The sequence below is a fragment of the Paenibacillus sp. LS-5 genome (genome assembly GCF_056121505.1).
Genome location: NZ_JBWAVA010000004.1, coordinates 97124 through 120241 on the forward strand (window position 1 = coordinate 97124; position 23118 = coordinate 120241).

Below are 23118 nucleotides of genomic sequence, written 5' to 3' on the forward strand. Positions count from 1 at the left end.
CTGATTGAAGACTCTCTTACTTGGCGGTTGAACCGTTATTGAGGTCCTTGATCTGCTGTACTGCTTTGTCCATAGCCGCTTTAGGGTCAGCATTGTTATCCCAGATTTCCGGAAGTGCAGCATTCACAGGGCTCCATACATTGCCCATCTCAGGGATCGATGGCATTGGCTGGGAGTTCTTAGCCTGCTCAGCAAAAGCGGAGATGAACGGATCACCTGTAATTTGCGCATCCTTCAGCGCTTCGTTATTGGTCGGAACAGCACCGATCAATTTATTGAGCAGAAGCTGTGAATCCTTGCTAGAAGCAAAGTGTGCGTATAGTTTCGCAGCGTTCGGATATTGCGAGTATGCGTTGACACCGAAAATTTTGATACCGGAGAATGTAATTGCCGGTTTGCCGTCAATGGTTGGAACTGGAGCGATACCCAGCTTGTCGCCAAGCGCTTCTTTGTATCCCGCAAGCTCCCAAGGACCATTAATATCCATGGCAACATCGCCGGAGCCGAACAAACTGCGTTTGATGTCGGCATTGATATCACCGCTCTTAATGGGCAGGATTTCTTTCAATTTGACGTAAGTTTTCAGACCTTCAATTGCAGCATCGCTGTTCAGGCCGATATCGTCTTTGTCTGTGCCGTCTTTACCAAACAGGTAACCGCCAGTAGTGGCGATGAAGGGATAGTTAAAGTACATGTTGCCGACTTCCCACATAATGCCGTATCTGTTCTTGGCTTTGTCTGTGAAGGTTTTGCTGAAGGTAATCACGTCATCGAAGGTTTTAGGAGCTTCTTTGACTAGCGATTTGTTGTAATAAAGGGCATAGGTTTCTGCCGCTCTCGGGTACCCGTACAGCTCGCCGCCGTAAGAGGAGCCTACGATGGAAGCCTCTGTGTTGTCTGCTTTGGTCTGCTCGGCAAAAATATCATTAGGGAGCAGCAGGCTCGCGCTTGCAGCTTTACCCAGATTGTCATGCGGGATCAGCACTACGTCTGCAGCCAGGCCGGATGGGCCATCCTGTGTGAGCTTGCCGACCTGATCTGGTGGTGCTACCTCTTCAATTTTCACGGGAACATTATATTTAGCTGTAAATTGCTTGGCGATTTCTTCGGCAAAAGGTCTTTCTTCTTTACTCTCCCACACAACCAGGGATGCGCCATCTTCAGGTGTAATATCAGTTGTTGCCGCAGTGTTGCCGCTATTTGTAGCAGCATTAGTAGCTGTAGCGTTATCTGCTGGTGCATTGGTTGCCGCAGCATTTCCCCCGTTATTCCCATTGTTGTTAGAACCGCACGCCGTAATGGATACTGCCATAGAGAACGCTGCGGTGAGAACCATGAGCTTTTTCAATTCCATTGCTTAAACCCCTCCTAATTTGTGTATCTTGCCTCACGCTTACGATGAAATCCAGATCTTGCGCAAACGATTTCAGGGGATTCAAAAAAAATGTATGTATTCGTTGATACCCCTTCTATATACGCTTCAACAAGTTCTAGAAAGCGCTTTATTTCCTATTTCATAATACAACAGGAATGTTAATAGTAAAAACGTTTGCACAGCGTATATTCAAGCGAATTTCTGCGTTTTTAATATAAAAAAACCGGTTTCCTCTCTTTTTCAAAAGAAAACTCATGTTTTTTCCGTTTTACAGTGATTCATTTCTAAAATATTATGATTTGAAGGTTTTTTATCGAAATAATTGGTTATAATTAGGTATTTATACTTATATAATCCAAAAGAAAACCGGTTTTCCGCGTTCCGACATTTTGTGCAATGGTTTGAACTAAAGTATTGAACCCATAATTATTCCATGCTATAATCCAAAACATTATTAACAGCCCGACCTTCTCTGCCAGTCATCACTGCTGCCCTTTCAATTCTTACAACCAAAAGGCAATGTTACTTTAAAAAAGGTACAACCTCGGACAAGCTACCCGGCGGCGGTTGTGCCTCTTTGTTATGGGCAGAGAACGGAACGTTTGTGCAATAAGGCATAAAAAGTGTGCAACAAGCATAAACGAAGCATTTTCTTGCTTTTTACTTTTTATGGATATTAATTGGCGTTAAGCATTCGTACATCTACGAGCGGTCTGCGGCTCCTTTGGCCGGAATTTCCCCGTAGGTTACCTATGCTCACAAAACTTAGTGTGTGCTTCCGAGGCCAGTTTTGTTCGAAGCTGTTCAAGGATGCCATGCTCACAAAACTTAGCGTGTGCTTTCGGAGCCAGTTTTGTTCGAAGCTGTTCAAGGATGCCATGCTCACAAAACTTTTAGGAGGAATTATGAATGTTACTTGAAGCTGTCTACCACCGTCCGCGGTTAAACTGGTCTTATGCTTATGATCACGAGACGATTCATCTGCGCCTGCGCGCTAAAAAAGGGGATTTAACCGAGGTGTTCGCCTGGGCCGGAGACAAGTATGCCTGGGATGCCACCAAGGAACTGATCCCAATGACTCTTTTTACCTCAGATGCGATGTTTGACTATTGGGAATGCTCTTCGGTACCTCCGCACCGCCGGCTCAAATATGGATTTCTGCTGCAAAAAGGACATGAACGCATATGGATGACTGAAAGTGATTTCCAGACCGAACGCCCTTCCAATCCCAACCGTCTGTTTGAATTTCCCTACATAAACCGTGGTGACGTCTTTTCTCCGCCGGCTTGGGTGAAGGACGCCATCTTTTATCAAATCTTCCCTGAACGGTTTGCGAATGGCGATGCCAGCCGTAATCCGGATAATGTACAGCCCTGGGGCGGTACGCCTACACCCGAGAACTTCTTCGGCGGCGATCTGCAAGGGGTTATCGACCATCTGGACCATTTAAGCGAGCTTGGTATTACCGGGATCTACTTCACGCCGATCTTTACCGCCACCACCAACCACAAATATGATACGGAAGACTATATGTCTGTGGATCCGCACTTCGGAGATGTAGAGACGCTCAAAAAACTGGTCGCCGCCTGCCACGAACGCGGGATTCGCGTGCTGCTTGATGCGGTGTTTAACCATTCAGGCCGAACCTTTGCCCCGTTTGTGGATGTACTTGAAAAGGGTGAAGCTTCCCCTTATAAAGATTGGTTCCATATCCGTGAATTCCCGCTGCAGGTAGTGAACAATATTCCGACTTATGATGCTTTTGCATTCGAGCCCCTGATGCCGAAGCTGAACACCGAGAATCCCGCTGTAAAGGAATATTTGCTGAAAGTCGCGGAATACTGGATCACCGAAGCCCACATTGACGGCTGGCGGCTTGATGTAGCGAACGAGGTAGATCATGAGTTCTGGCGTGACTTCCGCAAAGTGGTCAAAAAAGCCAATCCGGATGCCTATATCCTGGGTGAAATCTGGCATGAATCTGCCCCTTGGCTGGAAGGCGACAAATTCGATGCGGTAATGAACTACCCGTTCACCGATGCGGTGCTCGACTTCTTCGTCTATGGCACACTTGATGCCGAAGGCTTTGCCAACGCCATTGGCAAACAGCTTTCCCGCTACCCGCTGCAAGCCAGCGAAGTGGCCTTTAACCTCTTGGACAGCCATGACACACCGCGCCTGTTAACCCTGGCTGAAGGCGATAAGAACAAGCAAAAGCTCGCCTCGTTGTTCCAGTTCACATTCATGGGCACACCTTGCATTTATTATGGTGATGAGATCGGGATGGACGGTGAGGGTGATCCAGGCTGCCGCAAATGCATGGAGTGGAACCCTGAGAATCAGGATCTGGACTTATTCAGCTACTACCGCAAGCTAATAGAAATCCGCAGCAGTCATCCTGCACTTCGCACCGGATCTTTCACCTTCCTTGAAGCTGGACCGCAGGGCACCAAGCTGGCCTATGAACGCCGTCTGGGAGACGACATTATCCTGGTACTGGTCAACACAGAGGAGACAGCGCAAACTTTCCGCCTGGATGTGGAGGACCGCAATTGGGAGAACTTATTCACTGGCGAGGCACTGCGAGCGGAGCGGAACAAGCTGTCGATCAAACTGCCTGCCTACGGGTATGCCGTGCTTAAGGCGTTATTGTAAAAGCACAAGACAGCTATAAGAGTCATGAATTCGACTGACCTAGCTTATCAAACCACAGAAATAGAAGGGGCTGTCCCAACTTATGGGACAACCCCTTCTGTATGTCTGATAGGCTATCAAAAATGAATAACCCTATGCTCATTTGCACTCCTGTAAGTTTCAAATACAAGCTCCAGCGTCTTTATGTTGTCTTCTCCGCTGGTCTGAAATTCCTCGCCCGTGTTCAGACAATGGATGAAATGCGATTGCAGGCGGTAATGGCTTTCTTCAAAATCGAGGCTGTTGTTCTCCGAAACCTTGACTTCGGTGCCATGGTGGTCAATCACACTGATGGTGCCGTTGCTGTATAGCTTCACCGTTGCCTTATCACCCTCAATAACCAGTTGCTCCTGGTGTTTGGGAAGCACCGGGGTTGTTAACTTCTCCGGCAGGTTTTGCCGCGTAGCCCAGCTCATATCCATTAATCCCATATAATTATCATATCCCAGAGTTATCAGTCCCGCATCCTCCCCCTTGATATAAGGGCTGATTCGTCTGGTTTCGGCATACAGCCGTTTGGGGTCCCCAAACAGATAACGCCAGGTGTCATACCAATGAACCCCCATTTCATAGAACAGCATCTTGGGCATCTCCCGAAAAAACGGTTGCGGAAGCTCATTGTCCGGTGCAAAGCGCGGGGAATAATAATCAGTATGGATGTAACGGATCGTGTTCAAGTTACCCGCTACACCGTCATCAAGCATTTGTTTGATTTTCTGGAACGGCTGCAGCCAGCGCCAATTCTCTGTGACCATAAGCCGTACATTCGCGGCCTTAGAAGCTTCTACCATATATCTGGCTTCCTCTACAGAACGGGCAAAAGGCTTCTGGCACATGACATGCTTACCCGCTTGAACCGCTCGGCTTACTAATTCCGGGTGAGTATCCGGTGCAGTAATAAGATCAATTACGTCGACATCAGCGTTAGCCAGCATATTATCTAAGCTGACGTAGAGTTTATCGGCAGAAAGACCATAGACCTCTGCCTTCTTTTGCAGCTTAAGCGTATCCAGATCACACAGTCCTTGAATCTGAACACCTGGAATACGCTTCCACGCTTTCAAATGCATATCAGACCAATATCCCGCGCCTACCACACCAATTTTCCACATATCCGTCACCTCTCTACCGGCCGCCGGCATCTTCCAGACGAGTCATCCTGAGTGCCATGTACATCCGCCCAGGCAGATCGATCTGGAAATGGCCCTCATAGCTGCCCTCCAGCTTGTCAACAGTCATGTTCCAAGTATCGAGCAGTTCAACTTGATAGCGGATGCCTGGTTTCATCTTGAACTCGCGGAACTTGGGCTGATTGAAACCGAAGTAGAACAGGTAGTATTCATCTTCAATCCCGGCCCGGGGCAGATCCCAATCGGAAGGCAACGGGTTCAGGCCGTCTGCCGGCCCCTCATTCATAACACGGCGCAGAAATGCTATACGCTCTGGACTGGTTCCGTAAAGCTGACCACCTTTGGCCCACCAAATTTTATCCTCCGGATGCAGATACGTCTCCCCATGGCCAACATATCCTCCGCGAATATATCCTTCCCAGAAGCGACGGACCATTTCTTCTCCGGTAATGTTCCCCCAACCGTGTTCCATATTGCCTTCATATGCACATTCATCGATCACTACTGGCTTATTCCATTGGTTTCTCCATTCCCCTGTATTCTCTGCTGTCTTGTATACGTCAATACGTTGTATACTGCAATGCGTCACCCAAGGCTGATGATAGTCGTAAAATTGGATACCGTTGTGGTTGGAGATCAAGTGCCCGTAAGGGTCATTGTCTGTTACTATTTGAGCGAACCGTTCCCAATCCTCAGCGGTTTTATTCTCCATGAAATCGTATTCATTCGCAAGTGACCACCAAATATGCCGATAAGCCGATAGTCTTGCCACAATATAACGGAGATACCGGTCATCTGCTTCCTTGCCCATATCAGCAAATCCCCAGCGGTCATAGGGGTGAAACAGTATCAAGTCAGCCTCTATGCCAAGATCGCCAAGATTGACAATCCGTTCCTCAAGATGCCTAAAGAAGGCCGGATGAAATCTGGTGTAATCCCAGCCCTGTTCAATCGAACCTTCGAATGGATAGTATATCGGCTCATTAGTGTTGTAGCAGTACGACTTAGGGAACACGCACATTCTCAGTTTGTTGAATGAACTCGCTTCCAAGGTTGCTAGTGTCTCCTGTTCCATCTCCTCTCCCTGATGGGTCCAGGCATAGCATGTAGTGCCGACCGGAAAATAAGGGGTTCCATCCTCATAGGCAAAATGAAAGGTATGTTTAACACGAACCGGCCCATGATTCCCTGTGTCGGCAGCTACACATTCAAATCCCCCTTCAATTCCGTCAAGAGTGTGCTCCGTGCTGCTGGTTCTGAACGACCACTCGCCTTCTCTATCAGGCATAAATCGGATGCGGTATACACCTTCCCCATCATAGAACCCAGGGCTCTGAATAGTGTGTCCGCCCTCAGTAAATGCTGCTTGTAAGGTAACATCCACAAAAGGATTGCCCTGTACAGGTCCTTCATGCAGTACAATTTCACACACTCCCCATTTGGACACTTTATCCGGGATCATAATGGAGACCTTCTCTTGTCTATCCGTCATAACATCAACTCCTCCCTTCAACTTTTGCTACGAATAAAAAGTAAATCAAACCCAAAACCGATTACTAAACGACACTACTAAAAAAAGAAACAAAGCAAAACATTTAACTAAACAATAACTAAACAAAATAAAAAATACACTGTCTATTTTTATCCTACACGAAGATAAAAAGATCGTCAATATAGTGATTATATTGCAAAGTCAAGTGATCTATTATATACTAAACAAACTAAACAAATGTGAACGGAGGAAAACCGGTGAATATGGAAGAGCTTGCTAAGCTTGCCGGAGTATCCAAAGGCGCAGTCTCTTTGGCACTGTCCGGGAAGCCTGGAATTGGACAAGACACACGCGAGCGGATTCTTCGCATTGCGGATGAGGTTGGCTATACGTTAAAAAAGCAGAAATCCACGGGCGAAAGCACCGGCAGGTCTCTGCGGTTTTTGGTATTTACTAATGATGGACTGGTGCATGAGGAATATTATCAGCAGCCTTTTTTCAGAGAACTCATTCATCATATTGAAGAACGCTGCCGGATTAAAGGATATACACTGATCTTCTCTGCGATCGAACAGAACAGCTATGAACAAGACATTCAGATCGTTATGAACGAACGGACGGACGATGGAATCATTCTTCTGGGCACCAATTTACCCGCCCACCAAATCTCGGATATCGCAGACAAACTGCCCAATTTAGTAGTCTTGGATACCTGCTTCGATTCGCTTCCGGTTCGTTTTGTGGAGATCAATAATTTCATGGGGGCATATCAAGCAGGCAAATATTTGGCAGAGCTGGGACATCAGCGATTGGGGTATATTACCTCCGAAGAACGGATTCACAACTTTGAGGAGCGCAAAAGAGGGTTTTGGTCTGCCTTGGCTGAGTATCATTTGGAGATTTCCAAAAGCAACATTCTGGCTGTGCCTCCGACCATGTTATCCTCCCAAGGACCCTTAAAGGAGAAATTGCGCAAATTAATGGATCATGGACAACCTTTCCCTACCGCTTTCTTCTGTGAATGTGATTATATAGCCATCAGCACTATGAAGGCACTCGCTGAACTTGGCTTCTCCATTCCAGAGGATGTATCGGTCGTCGGATTCGATAATATCAACGAATCTCTCATTCTGACACCGGAGCTAACCACCGTTCACGTTGAAAAGCAGCAGATGGCGCATTGGGCCGTTGACCTCTTGACTTCACTTCACACGAGCTCAGGCGTGAGCGCAAAAATTAAAATCGATACCCGCTTTGTCGACCGGTCATCCTGCAAGCGGCTTAATTCGCCATAAATCGGCGCTTAATCCACAGCATTCATCAGTAAGACTATGTGCGAATGCGAATGTATCTTCCAACACCATAAAGGCACTCTTCCAGGTGGAGAGTGCCCTTGTGGTGTTATTTGCTATGTTGATGTACCGCCTGCTGAATTAGTCAGCTCTTGAGTCCATCATTAATGGCTACTTCCCAAGCAACCTGTAGATGACCTCTGCCGCTTCAGCACGGGTCATCGATGCCTGTGGCGCAAATTGGTTGTCAGTTCTGCCCTGCAATAGACCCAATTCAACAGCAGCCTGGACATAAGCAGTTGCCCATGAGCTGATGCTGGAAGTATCGGCAAACGCCGGGTTGCCAGTTACAGGTTCTCTCTTCTTACCTTGCTTCACCTCCAGTGCCCGGATAATCAAGACAGCCATCTCTTCACGGCTGATCGCTGCACCCGGAGCGAACAAGTTCTTGCTGCGTCCAGTCACCAGCCCCTGACGGACTGCTGCGGAAACATAGGATGCATACCAGGCATCCGCCTTCACATCCGTGAATCCGCTCTGCTCTTCCGCCTTCACATCCGCAAATGCAGACTGCCCGTCAGCCTGAAGTCCGAGCGCCCGCATGAGAAGTGCGGTGAATTCTGCGCGGGTGACCAGGCCCCCCGGTTTGAATTCGGTAGTCGTCACACCCGATATTACCTGCTTGGCACTGAGCGATTTAATTGCTGTCTCTGCCCAGTAGGAAACCGGAACATCCAGGAAAGATCGGCTGATCTCAAGCGCCGCATATGTGCTGAAATGAGTAACCTTAGCTGTAATTACATCTCCCTGCTGTACGCCTCCGATATACTCCAATGAATTGCGCTCACCCAAATTATATACACCAAGCAATGCCTTGTCGGGATTGCCCTTAACCTGGAAGGTCAGTGTAACCGGCTCAGCAAAAGAGGTCACCGGAAGAATCGTCTTGTCTTTACGTATAATCTCAAGCTTGAACTCATAGACATCCGATGCCGCTTTTACCACCGTATGATCCTTGTTGAGCCCAGTCAACAGAGCGCTTGATGCCTCGCCTTGCAGCGACGCTGCTCGCAACAGAATCTGCGCACCCTCGGCATCCGCTCCAGATAATGTTCCCTGAATTCGACCCAGAACCTGGGCTGGCAGCGTAATTGTGAGCCTATCCATATGAAGCACGAGATCATTTGGCCCCAGCATAGCTGCAGCCTGAATCGGCAGAAGCACTGCCTGCTTGCCTGAAGCCAGTTCCACTACAACTTTACCATCCTTGCCGTTCTTCAGCGTATCCCCGTTCACAAGCTGCGTATCTGCCGCAGGTGTGACCGTGGGGACGACAGGTGTTGGCACAGGTGCTGCCGTTTCCGCTGGTGCTGGTGTAGCTGTCGGGGTTGGTGTTGGCACAGGGGTCACCTTCGGCACTAAAGCCAGAATAACTGTTCCGCCCTCATCCCTGCCCGGCAATTCAACCGTAACTTTTTGATCTTGGGATACCGTATAGGTCTGCCCGCTATATTCATCCACAACCGCAGCCTGTGCGGCAAAAGGAACCGGAAGACTAACCGATGCCGCCTCTGTCTTCGTGTTGATCGCCGTTACTATATTTTCTTTTCCATACTGCTTGTCAAAAGCCAGATAACCCAGCCCATCCGAGCCGGCCAGCTTGGTGCGTACACCCTTAGAATAAATCTGCGAGTATTTGGCACGGATGTTCAGCAGCTTCTGGTAGTGATCGTGAAGATCCTGCTCCGCACTCAGCTGATCCCAAGGCATATCCCCCCGGTTCTCGCTGAACTCTCCTTTCGACATATCTCCGGCATTTGCACCGGAACGCCCCAGCTCTTCTCCGTAGTAGATGACCGGCTGGCCTTTGGCTGTAATCTGCAGCGCAGCAGCCACCTTCAGCTTGCCTTTGTCACCACCTATATAGCTGGATAAAAAGCCGTTCTCGTCATGACTGCTCAGGAATTGAGCCATCATTCCAGTATTGTCCATCCGGGCTTCCCGGGTTTGCAAATATGCATCTACAGCCGTGATTTTTCCGTCTGTAAAATCTTTTGCGGCATTCTTGAAGCCAAAATCAAGCAGACCATCCATCTGGCCGGACTTCAGATTGCCCCCATCGTTATCCAGAGTACCGCTGTAATATTCGCCAACCAGCTTGAAGGCTGGATCTATTGCAGTCAGCGCATTTTTGAACGCCTTCCAGGTTGTGCTATCCACATGCTTCACCGTGTCCACACGGAAATAATCGATTGTATCTCCGCGTTCGGTCCGGGCATTATCCAGCCAGCCCGTCTGCCAGTCGATAACGGTCTGACGCACTGCCGGATCTTCAGTCTTGAAGTCAGGCAGACCTGCCAATTCGCCCTTCACCGGGTCCGTATCCGCGGACACACCGTCCGTGCGGAGCATACCGCCAAAACGCGCCTTATCCTCAGCCGTAACACCAGGATAACTGTCCTCCGCCTTCAGGCCGTATCCGGTATGATTCAGCACAACGTCCACCATAATCTTGATGCCTTTGTCATGGGCTTTCTCGATCAGCTCTTTGAACGTGGCCATGTCCCCGAGATGCTCATCCAGCTGGGTGAAATCCTTGGCCCAGTAGCCATGATAAGCATATTGCGTGCCGCCAAAATCAATACCCTTGTTGAAATCGATATTGTCTACAATCGGCGTAATCCAGAGTGTATTAATGCCAAGCTCCTGAAGATAGTCCAGATTGTCGATCATCCCGCGGAAATCTCCGCCATGGTAGGCTTCCAGATGGGTTTTGTCGACATTGGTATTGTTCGTAGCATCCCCGTCCTTGAAACGGTCAGTCAGTGCGAAATAGATCCGGGCTTCATCCCAGTCAAAATCAAGCCGGTCACCCGTATACGTTCTTGCCTTCACCTCAACTTCAGCCGTGCCTTTGTGCGTATTTCCATAGGAATCCATTAGCGTAATCGGGATGGTTTTGATTCCCGCGGGCACAGTGTTCTTAACGGCAACCGTCTGTTTCATGAGCGCTGTGTCCAGCTTCACTGCAGCCGGTCCGCCCAGGGCAGTCAGATCCATATAACCGTCCACGAACGATACATCTTCCGCAGAAGCAGCTTTAACGGTTACCACTGCATTTTCATTGGAGGTAATGGCTTCCGGCTGGACTGCCGCAGTAATCGTCACATCCGGGATATGATAGACGACGACTGATTCACCGTTTACGGTGTTTTTCGGATCGTTCAGCTCTTCGGTCACTCCGTCCTTGGTCACGAGGAAAGTATACTTGTATGTGCCTTCCTGCAGATCCTTCAGCTGATAGCTGAACCATTCATTGGCCGTATCGTATAACATAGGATACTCCGTGCCATTCACTTTAATCTTAACCCCGCTGATTGCAGCCAGATTATCAGTTCGGAAGAGGGCATCATCCCGGTAGCGGAAGGTGATCGTCCCGTCTTTCATCACAGGACCGCTTATCATCGGTTTGATATCCAGCTCTTTTACCATACTGGTGATAACCACCTTGGTAAAAGCTTCACCAGCCGTGAGCGGAATGACCCGGTCGTCAGGGTAGTCCTGCTTGCCGGTATTCCAGTCCGTTCCCTTGCGAAGCACAAAACCCACACTCGTGGCATTCGGTGCCACCTCAAGCATCACACTGGCCTTGCCATCCTTGTAGGTAGTGAAATCGATCTGGTCGTTTTTGACTCCCGTATTCCACACCCAGAGATTCCAGTCGGTATAATCCTTATCGTCCCGTACATAGGTAATTTGAACATACCTTTTGGTATCCTCCGCGTCTTTGGTCACTTCAACAGCAACCGTTGTGGTGAGACCGCCATACGTGATTGTAATGGTGGCAGTGCCTGCCTTAACGGCTTGGACCAGCCCTTTGCTTGTCACCGTGGCAATCTCCGGATTGCTGGAACTATATGTCGACGTATCTGTAACCTTTCTGGAGCTGCCGTCATCATATTTGGCCATAACAGCACTTTGATGCGTGCTGCCGGTTTGGAGCGAATAGCTTGGGCTGTCCGTTCCAAGAGAAGTCAGCACAGCAGCGGCGGCATCCTTACGGATGACCACAGCAGTAAGCGGGGCTAGCGTAATCGAATTCGCTGTAAGCGTGAAGCCCGTCTGGCTCCCTGCAGGGATTGCCGCAGTTCCCGCTTGATCGTCGTCCACAAGCACCTGCCCTCCGGTCAGATCCTCGGAAAGCGTAAGGGTTCTCGCTGCATTATCCCCGTTCATGAAGACGTAGTAGAATCCGGTTCCATCGGTCGCTTTATTCTTGTAGCCGATCACCAGATCGGTTGCCTGGATTTCAGGCGCTGCGATCAGGCTGACATTCGAGTCCACCAGACTTTTGTCACCAAGTCGGAAGGCGTCGGTGGATTGTCTCAGCTGAATCAGTCCAGAAGTATATGCCCGGGTTGCATTCTGAACAGGATAGTTGATGTCATCCGTGGCTTTGGCCCAATCGAACTGGTTAACGGCATCCGAAGAATCGTAGGAATCGTTGATAAAATAGCCAACGCTCTGCCCGTTCCCGTCCTTCAGCTCCGTATATTTCTGCTCGGGAACCCCCGCTCCCTTCCACTGCTTCGTGCGTCCATACTCCTGGCCCTCCTGCAGGAAGGCTGTCCCTTGGGAAGTGAGCTCCAGCAGATTGCCCAGCCGTATCCGCTTCTGGATTTCCAGCTCATTCCCGGCAATCGACGGGTCCTTCCGGATCGACTGCGCAATGACATCATGCAGGGTCAGATTGTCATGGGCTTCGATATACGGCACAACATCACCCGGATCATCTGCAGGAATGTTGGAAGGCTGCGCTTTGATATTGTTGAAGATCGTAGCGATAGACCGTGCTCCGCCTGTTATGAACCGGGGCTCCCCTTCCGAGCCAAAACCGGACTTCAGCTCATTACGGAATTCATCGGAGAATACACCGATATTATCCGTTTTGTCCATCCAGGACTGGTCTGCGCCTTTACCGGTTAGTGCCGGATCGGAGGCGGCCCCGCCGAAGGTCTTCCAGCCTTCCCCGATGAACAGCGCTTGCGGATTAACCGCTTCAGCAGCATCATAAGCTGCCTGAACAGCATCTGCTGTCGCGTCCCCCATCATATCCCAGCGCATGCCGTCGATTTTATATTCGCTGAACCAGTATTTGACCGAATCCACCATCAACTTCTCGGCCATCTTATGGCTGGTCGCCAGATTGTTGCCAAAGCCCCCGATAAAGCTGCCGTTCGCATCCTGGAAGGCATAGTAGTTCGGTACGATGTCGTTCAGAAAATCTTTTTTCGCCATATGGGTATAGACGACATCGAGAATGACTCCCATGCCCGCCTTATGGACCGCATCTATCAGGCCTTTCAGCTCCATGATCCGCTCTTCGGGATCAGCAGGATTCTGCGAGTAAGCCCCATCCGGTGAGAAATAGCTCTGCGGATCATACCCCCAGTTGTATTCATTGTTCTGGGCTGAATAAGCGGATTCCCTGTTACCCATCTTCGTTTCGTCTCCATAATACCAAGCCATTACCGGCAGCAGCTGAATATGGGTCACGCCCAGGGATTTGATATAATCGAGCTTCTTCTCAAAAGCCGCATACGAACCCCAGCGTTCACCGCCCAGCTCGCTTTCAATCGACACATCCGAGGTGAAATCCCGTACATGAATCTCGTAAATAACAGCATCCTCCCGCTTCTGATAGCCAGGGATAGCCGCTGCCCCGAAATCCGGCGGATTCGTCCCGTTGAGATCAACGATAGCTGCTTTACCAACCATGTCTCCGTCAGGCCCAGCCGCACCTGTGGTATTCACAGTGAACACTGCCATTGATTTGGCATAAGGATCAAGTACCTGCTTGCTAATACCGTTATTCGTCACTTCGTACTGGTAGTAGAAGCCGCGCACATCCCCGGCCGCGGACGCACCACTCAGATCAGACGGCTTCAGCTGCACCGACCAGACCCCCTTATCGCCTGGAGTAAGGCTGACCTGACCCACCTGCATGGCGGCGTCAGTCTTGCTGTACACATTTGCTACTACACGGCTAGCCATGGGTGCCCACAGCTTCAGGGTCGCAGAGTGGTCTGCCGGATGATAGTTAGCCCCCAGATCATCTCCGGTGTAATTGTACATTTCATCAAGCATTCTCCAGCCTGCCGATGCCGATACACTTTTACCGGAATATGTCACGCTGAGAGGAGCCTGGTCCAGTGCAAAAGCCGCTGTGTCCACCTCAACAGAAGTCGTGCTCTTGATCATCACGGCCGTGACAGTAACCGGATTGCCCGCTTTGTCCTTGACGGTTATGGCAGATTTCAATGCAGCAGCATCCAGACCGTCCGTTAAAGTAAAGGTCAGAAGAAGCTTGCTGGTGGACAAGACCTCCGCCGATGCAAGACTCACAGGCAGCTCGCCAAAAGGGGACACATACACATGATCATCACCCTTTTTGATCCACAGCTGATTGTAGCGGTCCAGCAGACCGAAGGTTTTATCGCCGCCGTCCTTATCGCCGCTGGAACGGTTCACCACCACAAAGCCCATTTTTTTGGCATTCGCCTGAAGCGGAATATCGGCATAGAGTCCATAGGCATCCTTATGTTCGGCTAGAAACGGCGTCGCATCCCCCGGCCAGGTCACCGGCAGCGAAGCAACCTCATCCCAGAGCCACAAGCCGTACTGATTCTGGTTGCTATCCTCTCTCGTATAATGGACCCGCACAGTATTGGCCGGGAGTACCACCGGTTCGTAAGAAGTCACAGCATCCGAGTCTTGCTTGATCCAGACCTCATTGGTCTGCGGAGTGTTGATGGTAAAAAGCTTGTCGCCTCCGTCCTTTGCCTGTGTGCTGCGGTTAACGACGAGGAAAGAGATTTTCTTGGCCCCCGTCTTCAGCGGCACATCGGCATAAGCTCCATAGGCATCGGTCTGCCCATCAGGAAAAGGGGTTGCACCTGCCGGCCAGCCTGCGGAAGTTGAAGCCACATCATCCCACAGCCACAGCCCCTGATCGGTGTAATCCCCGGCAGGCCGGTTGTAATGAATCCGCAGCTGCCCATCCGGTACAGGAATCACTTTTCCGGGTACAGCTGGCGCTGTAAAAGAGGCACTAACCCCGTGGTCCTGTGCATTATACCTGAAGGTAACCTTCAGATCGTTCGGAAGCTTCAGGGTCTGGTCCACATCTGGGTACAGCTGATCCACACTCGGCGTATCTCCAGGAACATACACCCGATAAGTGTATTCACCTGCCGGCAGATTGGCGGTCCGTTCATAAATCCCGTCCATATCAGGATCGGATAACGCGGCCGCCGCGTCAGCCGGAGAAGAATCCCGCACATCGCCCAGCTCCGTCTGCAGCGTTCCAGTCAGCTTGGGAAGCCTGTCGGCCGCTATCGGTGTGTAATAGGTGGAATCAGCGATTTTCTTGGTGATGTCATTATAATAAAAGGTTACGCTGGTCTCAGCTGTAAGCGTTAACATAATATTGCCGTTTTTGTTGACTCCAGCGGGATTGGTGTAGCTGCTGTATCCGTAGCTCTCATCCCAGGTACCGTTCAAAGCGATCTTGTATTCATATACGCCTGCGGGCAAGGTACCCGTGAACTTGTACATTCCATTGTCCACATAGGTTAACTGTGTCACGCTGGCATCAGGATTCCAGTCTGCGGTAGGCGCTGCCCCCGTTGATAATTCGGACTGAAGATCGCCCACGAGCACAACCTTGGACGCTTCCGCTTGCACGTTGCCCGGGTAAGAGAAATAAGAACACACAAAAACCACACTCATACAAATGGCAAATGCCTTCTTGCCCCATAACGCCCATTTCATTTTGGCTGATACCCCCATCATTGAATTTGCCTAAAAACGCTACTGTTCCACCATCTCACGGCTCTTACATGGATCTTTCGCGATATTCTTTGCGGCTTCAATTGAGCCCTTTCATTCTGCTTTGGCAGCCTCCTCCCGATAAATAAATTTGTTATCGATCCTTTGAACTGCTTCGTTACTGCGAATTGCTTCTTTTCTGCGAATGGCTTCACTAAGAATGCGCAAACGTTTGCAATTAACGGCATGCAGTAGATAAACCATAGAAACTAAGGGTCCGGCATGACGAATCGAGTAGAAACAGCAAATGTAAGCGCTTTTTAATTCTGTTCAACATACTAATCCCCTATCTGGATCGTTGTCAATAACCATTTCCAAATGAACAAGTAGCCAGCATCTGGAACGGCCTTCTGCAACTCTTGCCATTTTGCACACAAATCCTGCCGGAAGTTGCGCAATCTTGCATCTCAGCTATCAAAAACTATCGTATCTCTCCCTCCTAACCACCTGATTTCACAAGTGAATTTCAGGAAGCGAATAGTCTTTGCTAGTCTTGCAGGACGCCTGCCTATGGCCCTTAGCAAGAGTTTCACTATTTACAATTAACAGCTCTTCGATTAATATTACAGAGTAAAGCAAACGGTTCCATAAGGAGGTTTCTATGACAGTTACCATCAAGGACGTGGCTAAGAAAGCGGGAGTATCTCCCTCCACTGTATCCCGGGTGTTGTCAGGTCATCCCAGAATTAGCCTAGAAACTTCCCGTAAAGTCAAAGTAATTATGGAGGAAATGGGCTACACTCCGAATATGATGGCCAAAAGCCTGGTTTCAAAGACCACGAACAGCATTTGCATCATCCTGCCGAAACCTGCTGAAGAGCTGTTCTCCAATTTATTTTTTATGGAATTGATCCGTGGGATTGTTACACAGTCCAGCCGATCCGGCTATGATGTACTGATCAGTTCCGGTGCGAACGAGAAGGAAGAACTTGAATCCGTCTCCCGCCTGCTCAAAGGCCGCCGTGTTGACGGCGTTATTCTGCTGTATTCACGCAAAGACGATGCGGTGATTGATTTTCTGGAATCGGGTGGCTACCCTTTTGTTCTGGTAGGGCGAAGTGACCGCTATGAGGACATCCTATCGGTGGATAATGATAATGTGATGGCTGCTTACGATGCTACCAACCACTTGATATCCATGGGACATGAACGAATTGGCTTTGTAAGCGGCCCTCCCAATCTCATCGTTTCACGCGACCGGCTGGAAGGCTACCGCAAAGCGATGGAGAAGAGCGGACTGGAAATGCGGGCCGAATGGATCGTTGAAGGTGAATTTTTGCAGGACAGCGGCTACCGGGCGATGTCTTTCTTCATGAATCTCCCGAACCGTCCCACAGCACTAGTAGCAGTCGACGATATGGTCTCTTTCGGCGTACTTCGCGGGCTGAATGAGCTGAAATACAAGGTTCCTGAGGATCTGGCGATTGTCAGCTTTAACAATATTCCGCTTTCGGAATTGTCCAGTCCGCCGATCAGCAGCATCGACATCGGTATCTACCATCTTGGCTACACCGCTTCCCAGGTGCTGATCCAGAGCATCCAGAAACCGGATAACCATGACGGATATACGAACCGGTTCGTGATCCCGCACCGCTTAATCGTCAGAGAATCATCCATGTATTCACCAGTGAAGAAGTAATTGCAGAACCAAATAAATGAAGCTATTGATGCTTCATTTATTTTTTCGAAGTTTGTACAAACGTTTGCGCTACATATTGTTCCAATTGCTCAACTCGACTTACCCTCATTCAGTTGAGATTGGGAATACGGTTTATTGCACACTATGAAGGATATCCGATTGCAGTACATCATACAGGATTCCACCAAATATATGTGCTCGGCAACCGTATTGTGGAACATCGCACCACACTTTCCGCCTGTTTAATTAGTGCAACTTGAGGTCTACCTTGTCTGAAAAACTATTACTAGGAGGTTCTACCATGTCAGAGATTAAAGCCTGTTTGTTCGATTTGGACGGAGTGCTCGTAGATACCGCTAAATATCATTTCATTGCCTGGAGAGAGCTGGCTCAGCAACTCGGCTTCGACTTCACCGAGAAGGATAATGAACGCCTCAAGGGCGTCAGCCGGACGGCATCACTCAACATTCTGCTGGAAATCGGCGGACTAACCCTGGATGAAGCACGCAAAGCCGAGCTCGCCGAGCAGAAGAACAAACGTTATGTCGAATACATCGCCAAGATGGACAGTTCGGAGATTCTGCCGGGCGCCTTGGATTTCCTGAAGGAATGCCGGGCGCAGAAGATCAAGACCGCTCTCGGCTCCGCCAGCAAAAACGCAATGATGATCCTGCAGAACACCGGTCTCACGCCTTATTTCGATGCCATTATCGACGGCACACACACCAGCGCAGCCAAGCCCGATCCTGAAGTCTTCCTTCTTGGAGCCAGAGCCGTATCCGCTGAACCGGGTGAATGTGTGGTGTTTGAGGATGCCGAAGCAGGAATCACCGCCGCCATCCGCGCCGGCATGCGCAGCGTAGGCATCGGTTCGCCGGAGACCCTTGCGGCAGCGGATATCGTTGTCCCTTCCCTGGCGCACATTAGCGTGGCTGCCCTAAGAGAATCATTTGCACGCGTATGACGAACATTAACAGTTATCGGTAATGTGAGTCTCTTTTGCCCTACTTTTTTTATAAATGAATTAAAAATGACGTTTTAGAGTTATGGTGACCAAGCCACGGAGTGGAAGTTTGGAACTGTAGGAGCGTCAGCGTCCGCCTTTATAATCAGATTTCACCCTTGAAAAGTGTCTTCAAATTTAAGAAATCTGATTATAACAGCGGCCGGAAGTCCAAACATTCCGCGTAGTGGCGACGCTGTCACAAGAATTCTAAGACAAGAGATTTAGTTCATTATATATCCTCATCCCCCATTTAAAAGGAGCCGGTACCCATGAAACAATATTTAAAAATCGACGAATGGTCCATCATCGAAGAATCTTTTGATCCGCAGACCCAGGAAATTTCCGAAAGCGTATTTAGTCTCGGGAACGGGTACATGGGCGGACGCGCCAATTTTGAAGAGCAGTACAGCGGGCATAGCCTGCAAGGCAGCTACATGGCTGGTGTCTACTATCCGGATAAAACACGGGTGGGCTGGTGGAAAAACGGCTATCCCGAGTATTTTGCCAAAGTGTTGAACAGTACGAACTGGATCGGGATCAATATTGACATCGACGGCATTCCGCTGGATTTGGCAGCCTGCACCGTCAGCGAATTTCACCGGGAACTTAATATGAAAGAAGGTACCTTGTCCCGCAGCTTCACGGCCACAATGGAGAGCGGTAAAGAAGTAAAGGTTGAGAGCATCCGTATTGTCAGCATGGCCCGCCGCGAGATAGGTGCGATCCGCTACTCCATCACTCCGCTTAATTTTGCCGGGGAGCTGACTATCACTCCTTACCTCGACGGTGACATCAAGAACAAAGATGCCAACTATGACGAGAAATTCTGGAACGAAGTCGAGAAAAAAGGCGCACCGGACGGCGGACACCTGACTCTGAAAACAAAGAAACTCGATTTTCACGTGACTTCGGCCTATCTCTTCGACATTCTCGTGAATGGTGACAAGCTTACACGCACAGCCGAAGCGATCGAGCAGGAAAAATATGTTGCCAGTAAAGTAGTTTTTCCGGTAAAGTCCGGTGATCAGGTGGTTATTTATAAGTATGCCGCAAATGTCACCTCACGTAATCATGGGCTGGGCCAGTTGGTTGAGGCCGCACAAACTGCGCTGCATAGTGCACGGGAAGCTGGTTTTTCGGCGCTTTTGACTGAACAGCTGGAAGCATGGAAGGACAAATGGAAGGAAAGCGACATTATCATCGAGGGTGATGTGTCGGCGCAGCAGGCGATCCGGTTCAATATTTTTCAGCTGAATCAGACTTATACTGGTGAAGATGACCGGCTGAACATTGGACCGAAGGGCTTTACCGGGGAAAAATACGGCGGCAGCACCTATTGGGATACAGAAGCTTATTGTGTGCCATTCTACTTAAGTACTGCGGATTCCTCGATTGCCCGCAACCTGCTGATCTACCGGTATAAGCATCTGGAAAAAGCCAAGGAGAACGCCCGCAAGCTCGGGTTCAAAAAAGGCGCGCTCTATCCAATGGTAACGATGAATGGCGAAGAATGCCACAACGAGTGGGAGATTACATTCGAAGAGATCCACCGCAACGGCGCCATTGCCTATGCCATCTATAACTATGTGAATTACACCGGAGACAAAGCTTATCTCGGCCAATACGGCCTTGAGGTGCTAGTGGAAATCTCCCGATTCTGGGAAGAACGTGTACACTATGTACCGCACAAAGACAAATATGTAATGCTCGGCGTCACCGGCCCGAACGAATATGAGAACAATGTCAACAATAACTGGTATACGAACCGGATGGCTTCCTGGACGATGGAATATACACTGGAAGCACTGGCGTATCTGCAAGAGAATGAGTCCGCCCGCTATGCAGAACTGGTCGACAAGCTGGAGCTGGATGAGGCTGAAACGGTGAAGTGGAATGAGATTATTGCCAAGATGTACTATGCTGCGGACGAGGAACGCGGGATCTTCCTACAGCAGGACGGATTCCTCGACAAGGAGATCATTCAGGTCAAGGATGTACTGCCGGAGAACCTGCCGCTCAATCAAAAATGGTCCTGGGACCGCATCCTGCGCTCCTGCTTCATCAAACAGGCTGATGTGCTGCAGGGACTCTACTTCCTGGGCGACCGTTATGACCTGGAGACCAAAAAGCGCAATTTCGATTTCTATGAGCCGATCACCGTTCATGAATCCTCCCTCTCCCCTTGTATCCATTCTATTCTCGCCTGCGAGCTGGGGTATAAGGAGAAGGCTTATGAAATGTACCTGCGCACGTCGAGACTGGATCTCGATAATTACAACAATGATACGGAAGACGGCTGCCATACCACCAGCATGGCGGGAACCTGGATGTCCATCGTACACGGCTTTGGCGGACTTCGGGTGCATTCAGACCGTCTGATTCTGAACCCATCCAATCCAGGTCACTGGACGGCTTATTCGTTCAAAATCATGTTCCGCGGCTCCCGTCTGAAGGTAAGTGTGACCGATGTGTTGGTTACCGTTGTCAATGAAACCGATATTCCGGCGTCCATCACGATTCATGGCAAGGACTATACAGTGAACGGACTGAGCAGCGTTACATCTGAGGGAACTTCTGTTACTGTATAATCTTTGTTACCCCGGAGGCTTTTAGTACTTCGGGGCTTTTTTTGTAATTTGAACTTGCGATGAGAATTACAAGATGAAAGTAACGGAGGGGACTTTTGGAACTGTAGGAGCGGTAGCGACCGCCTTTGTCACCGGATATCAACCGCTGGCAGCGGTATAAATTGAAGATATCTGGGGGCAACAGCGGCCGGAAGTCCAAAATCACCGCAGTTACGACCAACATCTAAATTGGAAACTTCTCTGGCTCAAATTCAAAACACTCAAAGGAGCTAACCGAATGAACAGAACCTTTTGGAAAGAAGCCGTAGTCTATCAGATCTACCCGCGCAGCTTCCAGGACAGCAACGGAGACGGGATCGGGGATCTGCAGGGGATTATCTCACGCCTCGATTATCTGCAGAAGCTGGGGGTGGATGTCGTCTGGCTCTCACCGGTCTATAAGTCCCCCAATGACGACAACGGCTATGATATCAGCGACTATGAAGATATTATGGATGAATTCGGCACCTTGCAGGACTGGGAGGAGCTGCTGAACGGGCTGCATGAACGCGGGATCAAGCTGATGATGGACCTTGTGATCAACCATTCTTCGGATGAACACGCATGGTTCCTGGAGTCCCGCTCCTCCAAGGATAATCCGTACCGGGATTATTATATCTGGCGTCCTGGCGGTTTGGATGGCGAGTTGCCGAACAATTGGAGCTCGATCTTCAGCGGCCCCGCCTGGGAGCTGGATGAACAGACAGGCGAGTACTATCTGCATCTGTTTTCCCGCAAGCAGCCGGATCTCAACTGGGAGAACCCGAAGCTGCGGGACGCGCTGTACAAGATGATGGCTTTTTGGCTGGACAAAGGAGTTGACGGACTGCGCATGGACGTCATCAACATGATCTCCAAGGTCGAAGGCCTGCCTTCTGCCCACTATGAAGGTCTTGCTCCCGGCGAACTGGCCGGTGGAGGAGAATATTATATGAACGGGCCTCGCGTCCACGAATATCTCCAGGAAATGAACCGTAAGGTTCTCTCCAAATATGATGTGATGACAGTCGGTGAAACCCCGGGTGCTACGGTGGAGGATGCCATCCTCTACACTGCAGAAGACCGTCAGGAGCTACAGATGGTCTTTCAATTCGAGCATATGGACGTGGACTCCGGCCCTGGCGGCAAGTGGAATGTGATTCCCTGGACACTGACCAATCTGCGCAGCATCCTGCATAAATGGCAGGTAGGTCTGGCGGAACGCGGCTGGAACAGCCTGTATCTGAACAATCATGACCAGCCCCGTATGGTATCCAGGTTCGGCGATGACGGGGATTACCGCATTATTTCGGCCAAAATGCTTGCTACCCTCCTCCATACCTTGAAGGGGACCCCTTACATTTATCAGGGTGAGGAGATCGGCATGACGAACGTGGAGTTCCCGCGCCTTGAAGATTACAAGGATATTGAAATCCATAACATGTACCGGGAAAAGGTTACCGAAGGCGGCGGGGATCATGATACGATCCTCAAGGCCATCCATGCCAAAGGACGTGACAATGCGCGTACACCTATGCAATGGGACTCTTCGGCCAACGCCGGATTCACGGAGAGCACTCCATGGCTGAAGCTCAATCCGCGTTATGAGGAGATCAATGTGGAACAGGCGCTGGCCGACCCGGATTCGATATTTTATTATTATCAGAGGCTGATCCGTCTGCGCAAAGAGCATCCTGTTATGGTCTACGGCGATTATGATCTGCTGTTGCCGGAGCATGAACATATTTATGCCTATACTCGGACGCTTGCGGGCGAGCGGTGGCTGGTGCTGCTGAATTTCTGTGAAACTCCGCAAACCGTGGAGTTTCTGGATGAGCTGAACCATGTGACTGAAATCATCATCAGCAATTATCCCGAAGAGCAGGCGGATATGGACCGGGGAACCCTGCGCCCTTATGAAGCCAGAGTCTGCCGGCTGGGGAACTGACGTCTTCTTCTCACTTGAGCTATACTTAAAAGAGCATGCCTGCCAG

General features: G+C 49.8%; 10 protein-coding genes. 6 read left to right on the top strand and 4 right to left on the bottom strand.

Features of this window, described 5'->3' with window-relative positions:
- Nucleotides 1-16: 16 nt before the first annotated feature.
- Nucleotides 17-1354 (bottom strand): sugar ABC transporter substrate-binding protein, encoded by a 1338-nt coding sequence (locus tag AC0MA3_RS08125; protein ID WP_379160689.1) that lies wholly within the window; start codon nt 1352-1354, stop codon nt 17-19.
- A 930-nt stretch (nt 1355-2284) separates the two neighbouring features.
- Here AC0MA3_RS08125 and AC0MA3_RS08130 point away from each other — a divergent pair.
- Nucleotides 2285-4030: an alpha-glycosidase gene (locus AC0MA3_RS08130; RefSeq protein WP_474655796.1), complete on the top strand. Its 1746-nt coding sequence runs from the start codon at nt 2285-2287 to the stop codon at nt 4028-4030.
- 116 nt (nt 4031-4146) lie between these two features.
- On the opposite strand, the gene AC0MA3_RS08135 is transcribed toward AC0MA3_RS08130, so the two are convergent.
- Together AC0MA3_RS08135 and AC0MA3_RS08140 are read right to left on the bottom strand one after the other, a co-directional pair.
- Entirely contained in the window at nt 4147-5181 is a 1035-nt protein-coding gene (locus AC0MA3_RS08135; protein ID WP_474655797.1) for a Gfo/Idh/MocA family protein, read from the bottom strand.
- Nucleotides 5182-5194: 13 nt separating this feature from the next.
- Nucleotides 5195-6691 carry a DUF5605 domain-containing protein gene (locus AC0MA3_RS08140; RefSeq protein WP_474655798.1) on the bottom strand — a complete coding sequence of 499 codons (1497 nt, stop codon included), beginning with the start codon at nt 6689-6691 and terminating at the stop codon, nt 5195-5197.
- Nucleotides 6692-6948: 257 nt separating this feature from the next.
- Between AC0MA3_RS08140 and AC0MA3_RS08145 the strand changes: the two genes are divergently transcribed.
- Entirely contained in the window at nt 6949-7986 is a 1038-nt protein-coding gene (locus AC0MA3_RS08145; RefSeq protein WP_474655799.1) for a LacI family DNA-binding transcriptional regulator, read from the top strand.
- Between the two features lie 168 nt (nt 7987-8154).
- Here the strand turns inward: AC0MA3_RS08145 and AC0MA3_RS08150 are convergent, their stop codons facing one another.
- Complete coding sequence (locus tag AC0MA3_RS08150; RefSeq protein ID WP_474655800.1) at nt 8155-15816, bottom strand: pullulanase; 7662 nt, start codon at nt 15814-15816, stop codon at nt 8155-8157.
- A 658-nt stretch (nt 15817-16474) separates the two neighbouring features.
- Here AC0MA3_RS08150 and AC0MA3_RS08155 point away from each other — a divergent pair.
- The 4 genes from AC0MA3_RS08155 to AC0MA3_RS08170 all read left to right on the top strand — a co-directional run bounded on the left by AC0MA3_RS08155 (nt 16475) and on the right by AC0MA3_RS08170 (nt 23072).
- Nucleotides 16475-17512 (top strand): LacI family DNA-binding transcriptional regulator, encoded by a 1038-nt coding sequence (locus AC0MA3_RS08155; protein WP_379160673.1) that lies wholly within the window; start codon nt 16475-16477, stop codon nt 17510-17512.
- A gap of 301 nt (nt 17513-17813) precedes the next feature.
- Nucleotides 17814-18476 carry a beta-phosphoglucomutase gene (gene pgmB / locus AC0MA3_RS08160; protein WP_474655801.1) on the top strand — a complete coding sequence of 221 codons (663 nt, stop codon included), beginning with the start codon at nt 17814-17816 and terminating at the stop codon, nt 18474-18476.
- Between the two features lie 311 nt (nt 18477-18787).
- Nucleotides 18788-21106: a glycoside hydrolase family 65 protein gene (locus AC0MA3_RS08165; protein WP_474655802.1), complete on the top strand. Its 2319-nt coding sequence runs from the start codon at nt 18788-18790 to the stop codon at nt 21104-21106.
- Between the two features lie 277 nt (nt 21107-21383).
- Nucleotides 21384-23072 carry a glycoside hydrolase family 13 protein gene (locus tag AC0MA3_RS08170; protein ID WP_474655803.1) on the top strand — a complete coding sequence of 563 codons (1689 nt, stop codon included), beginning with the start codon at nt 21384-21386 and terminating at the stop codon, nt 23070-23072.
- Nucleotides 23073-23118 lie beyond the last annotated feature (46 nt).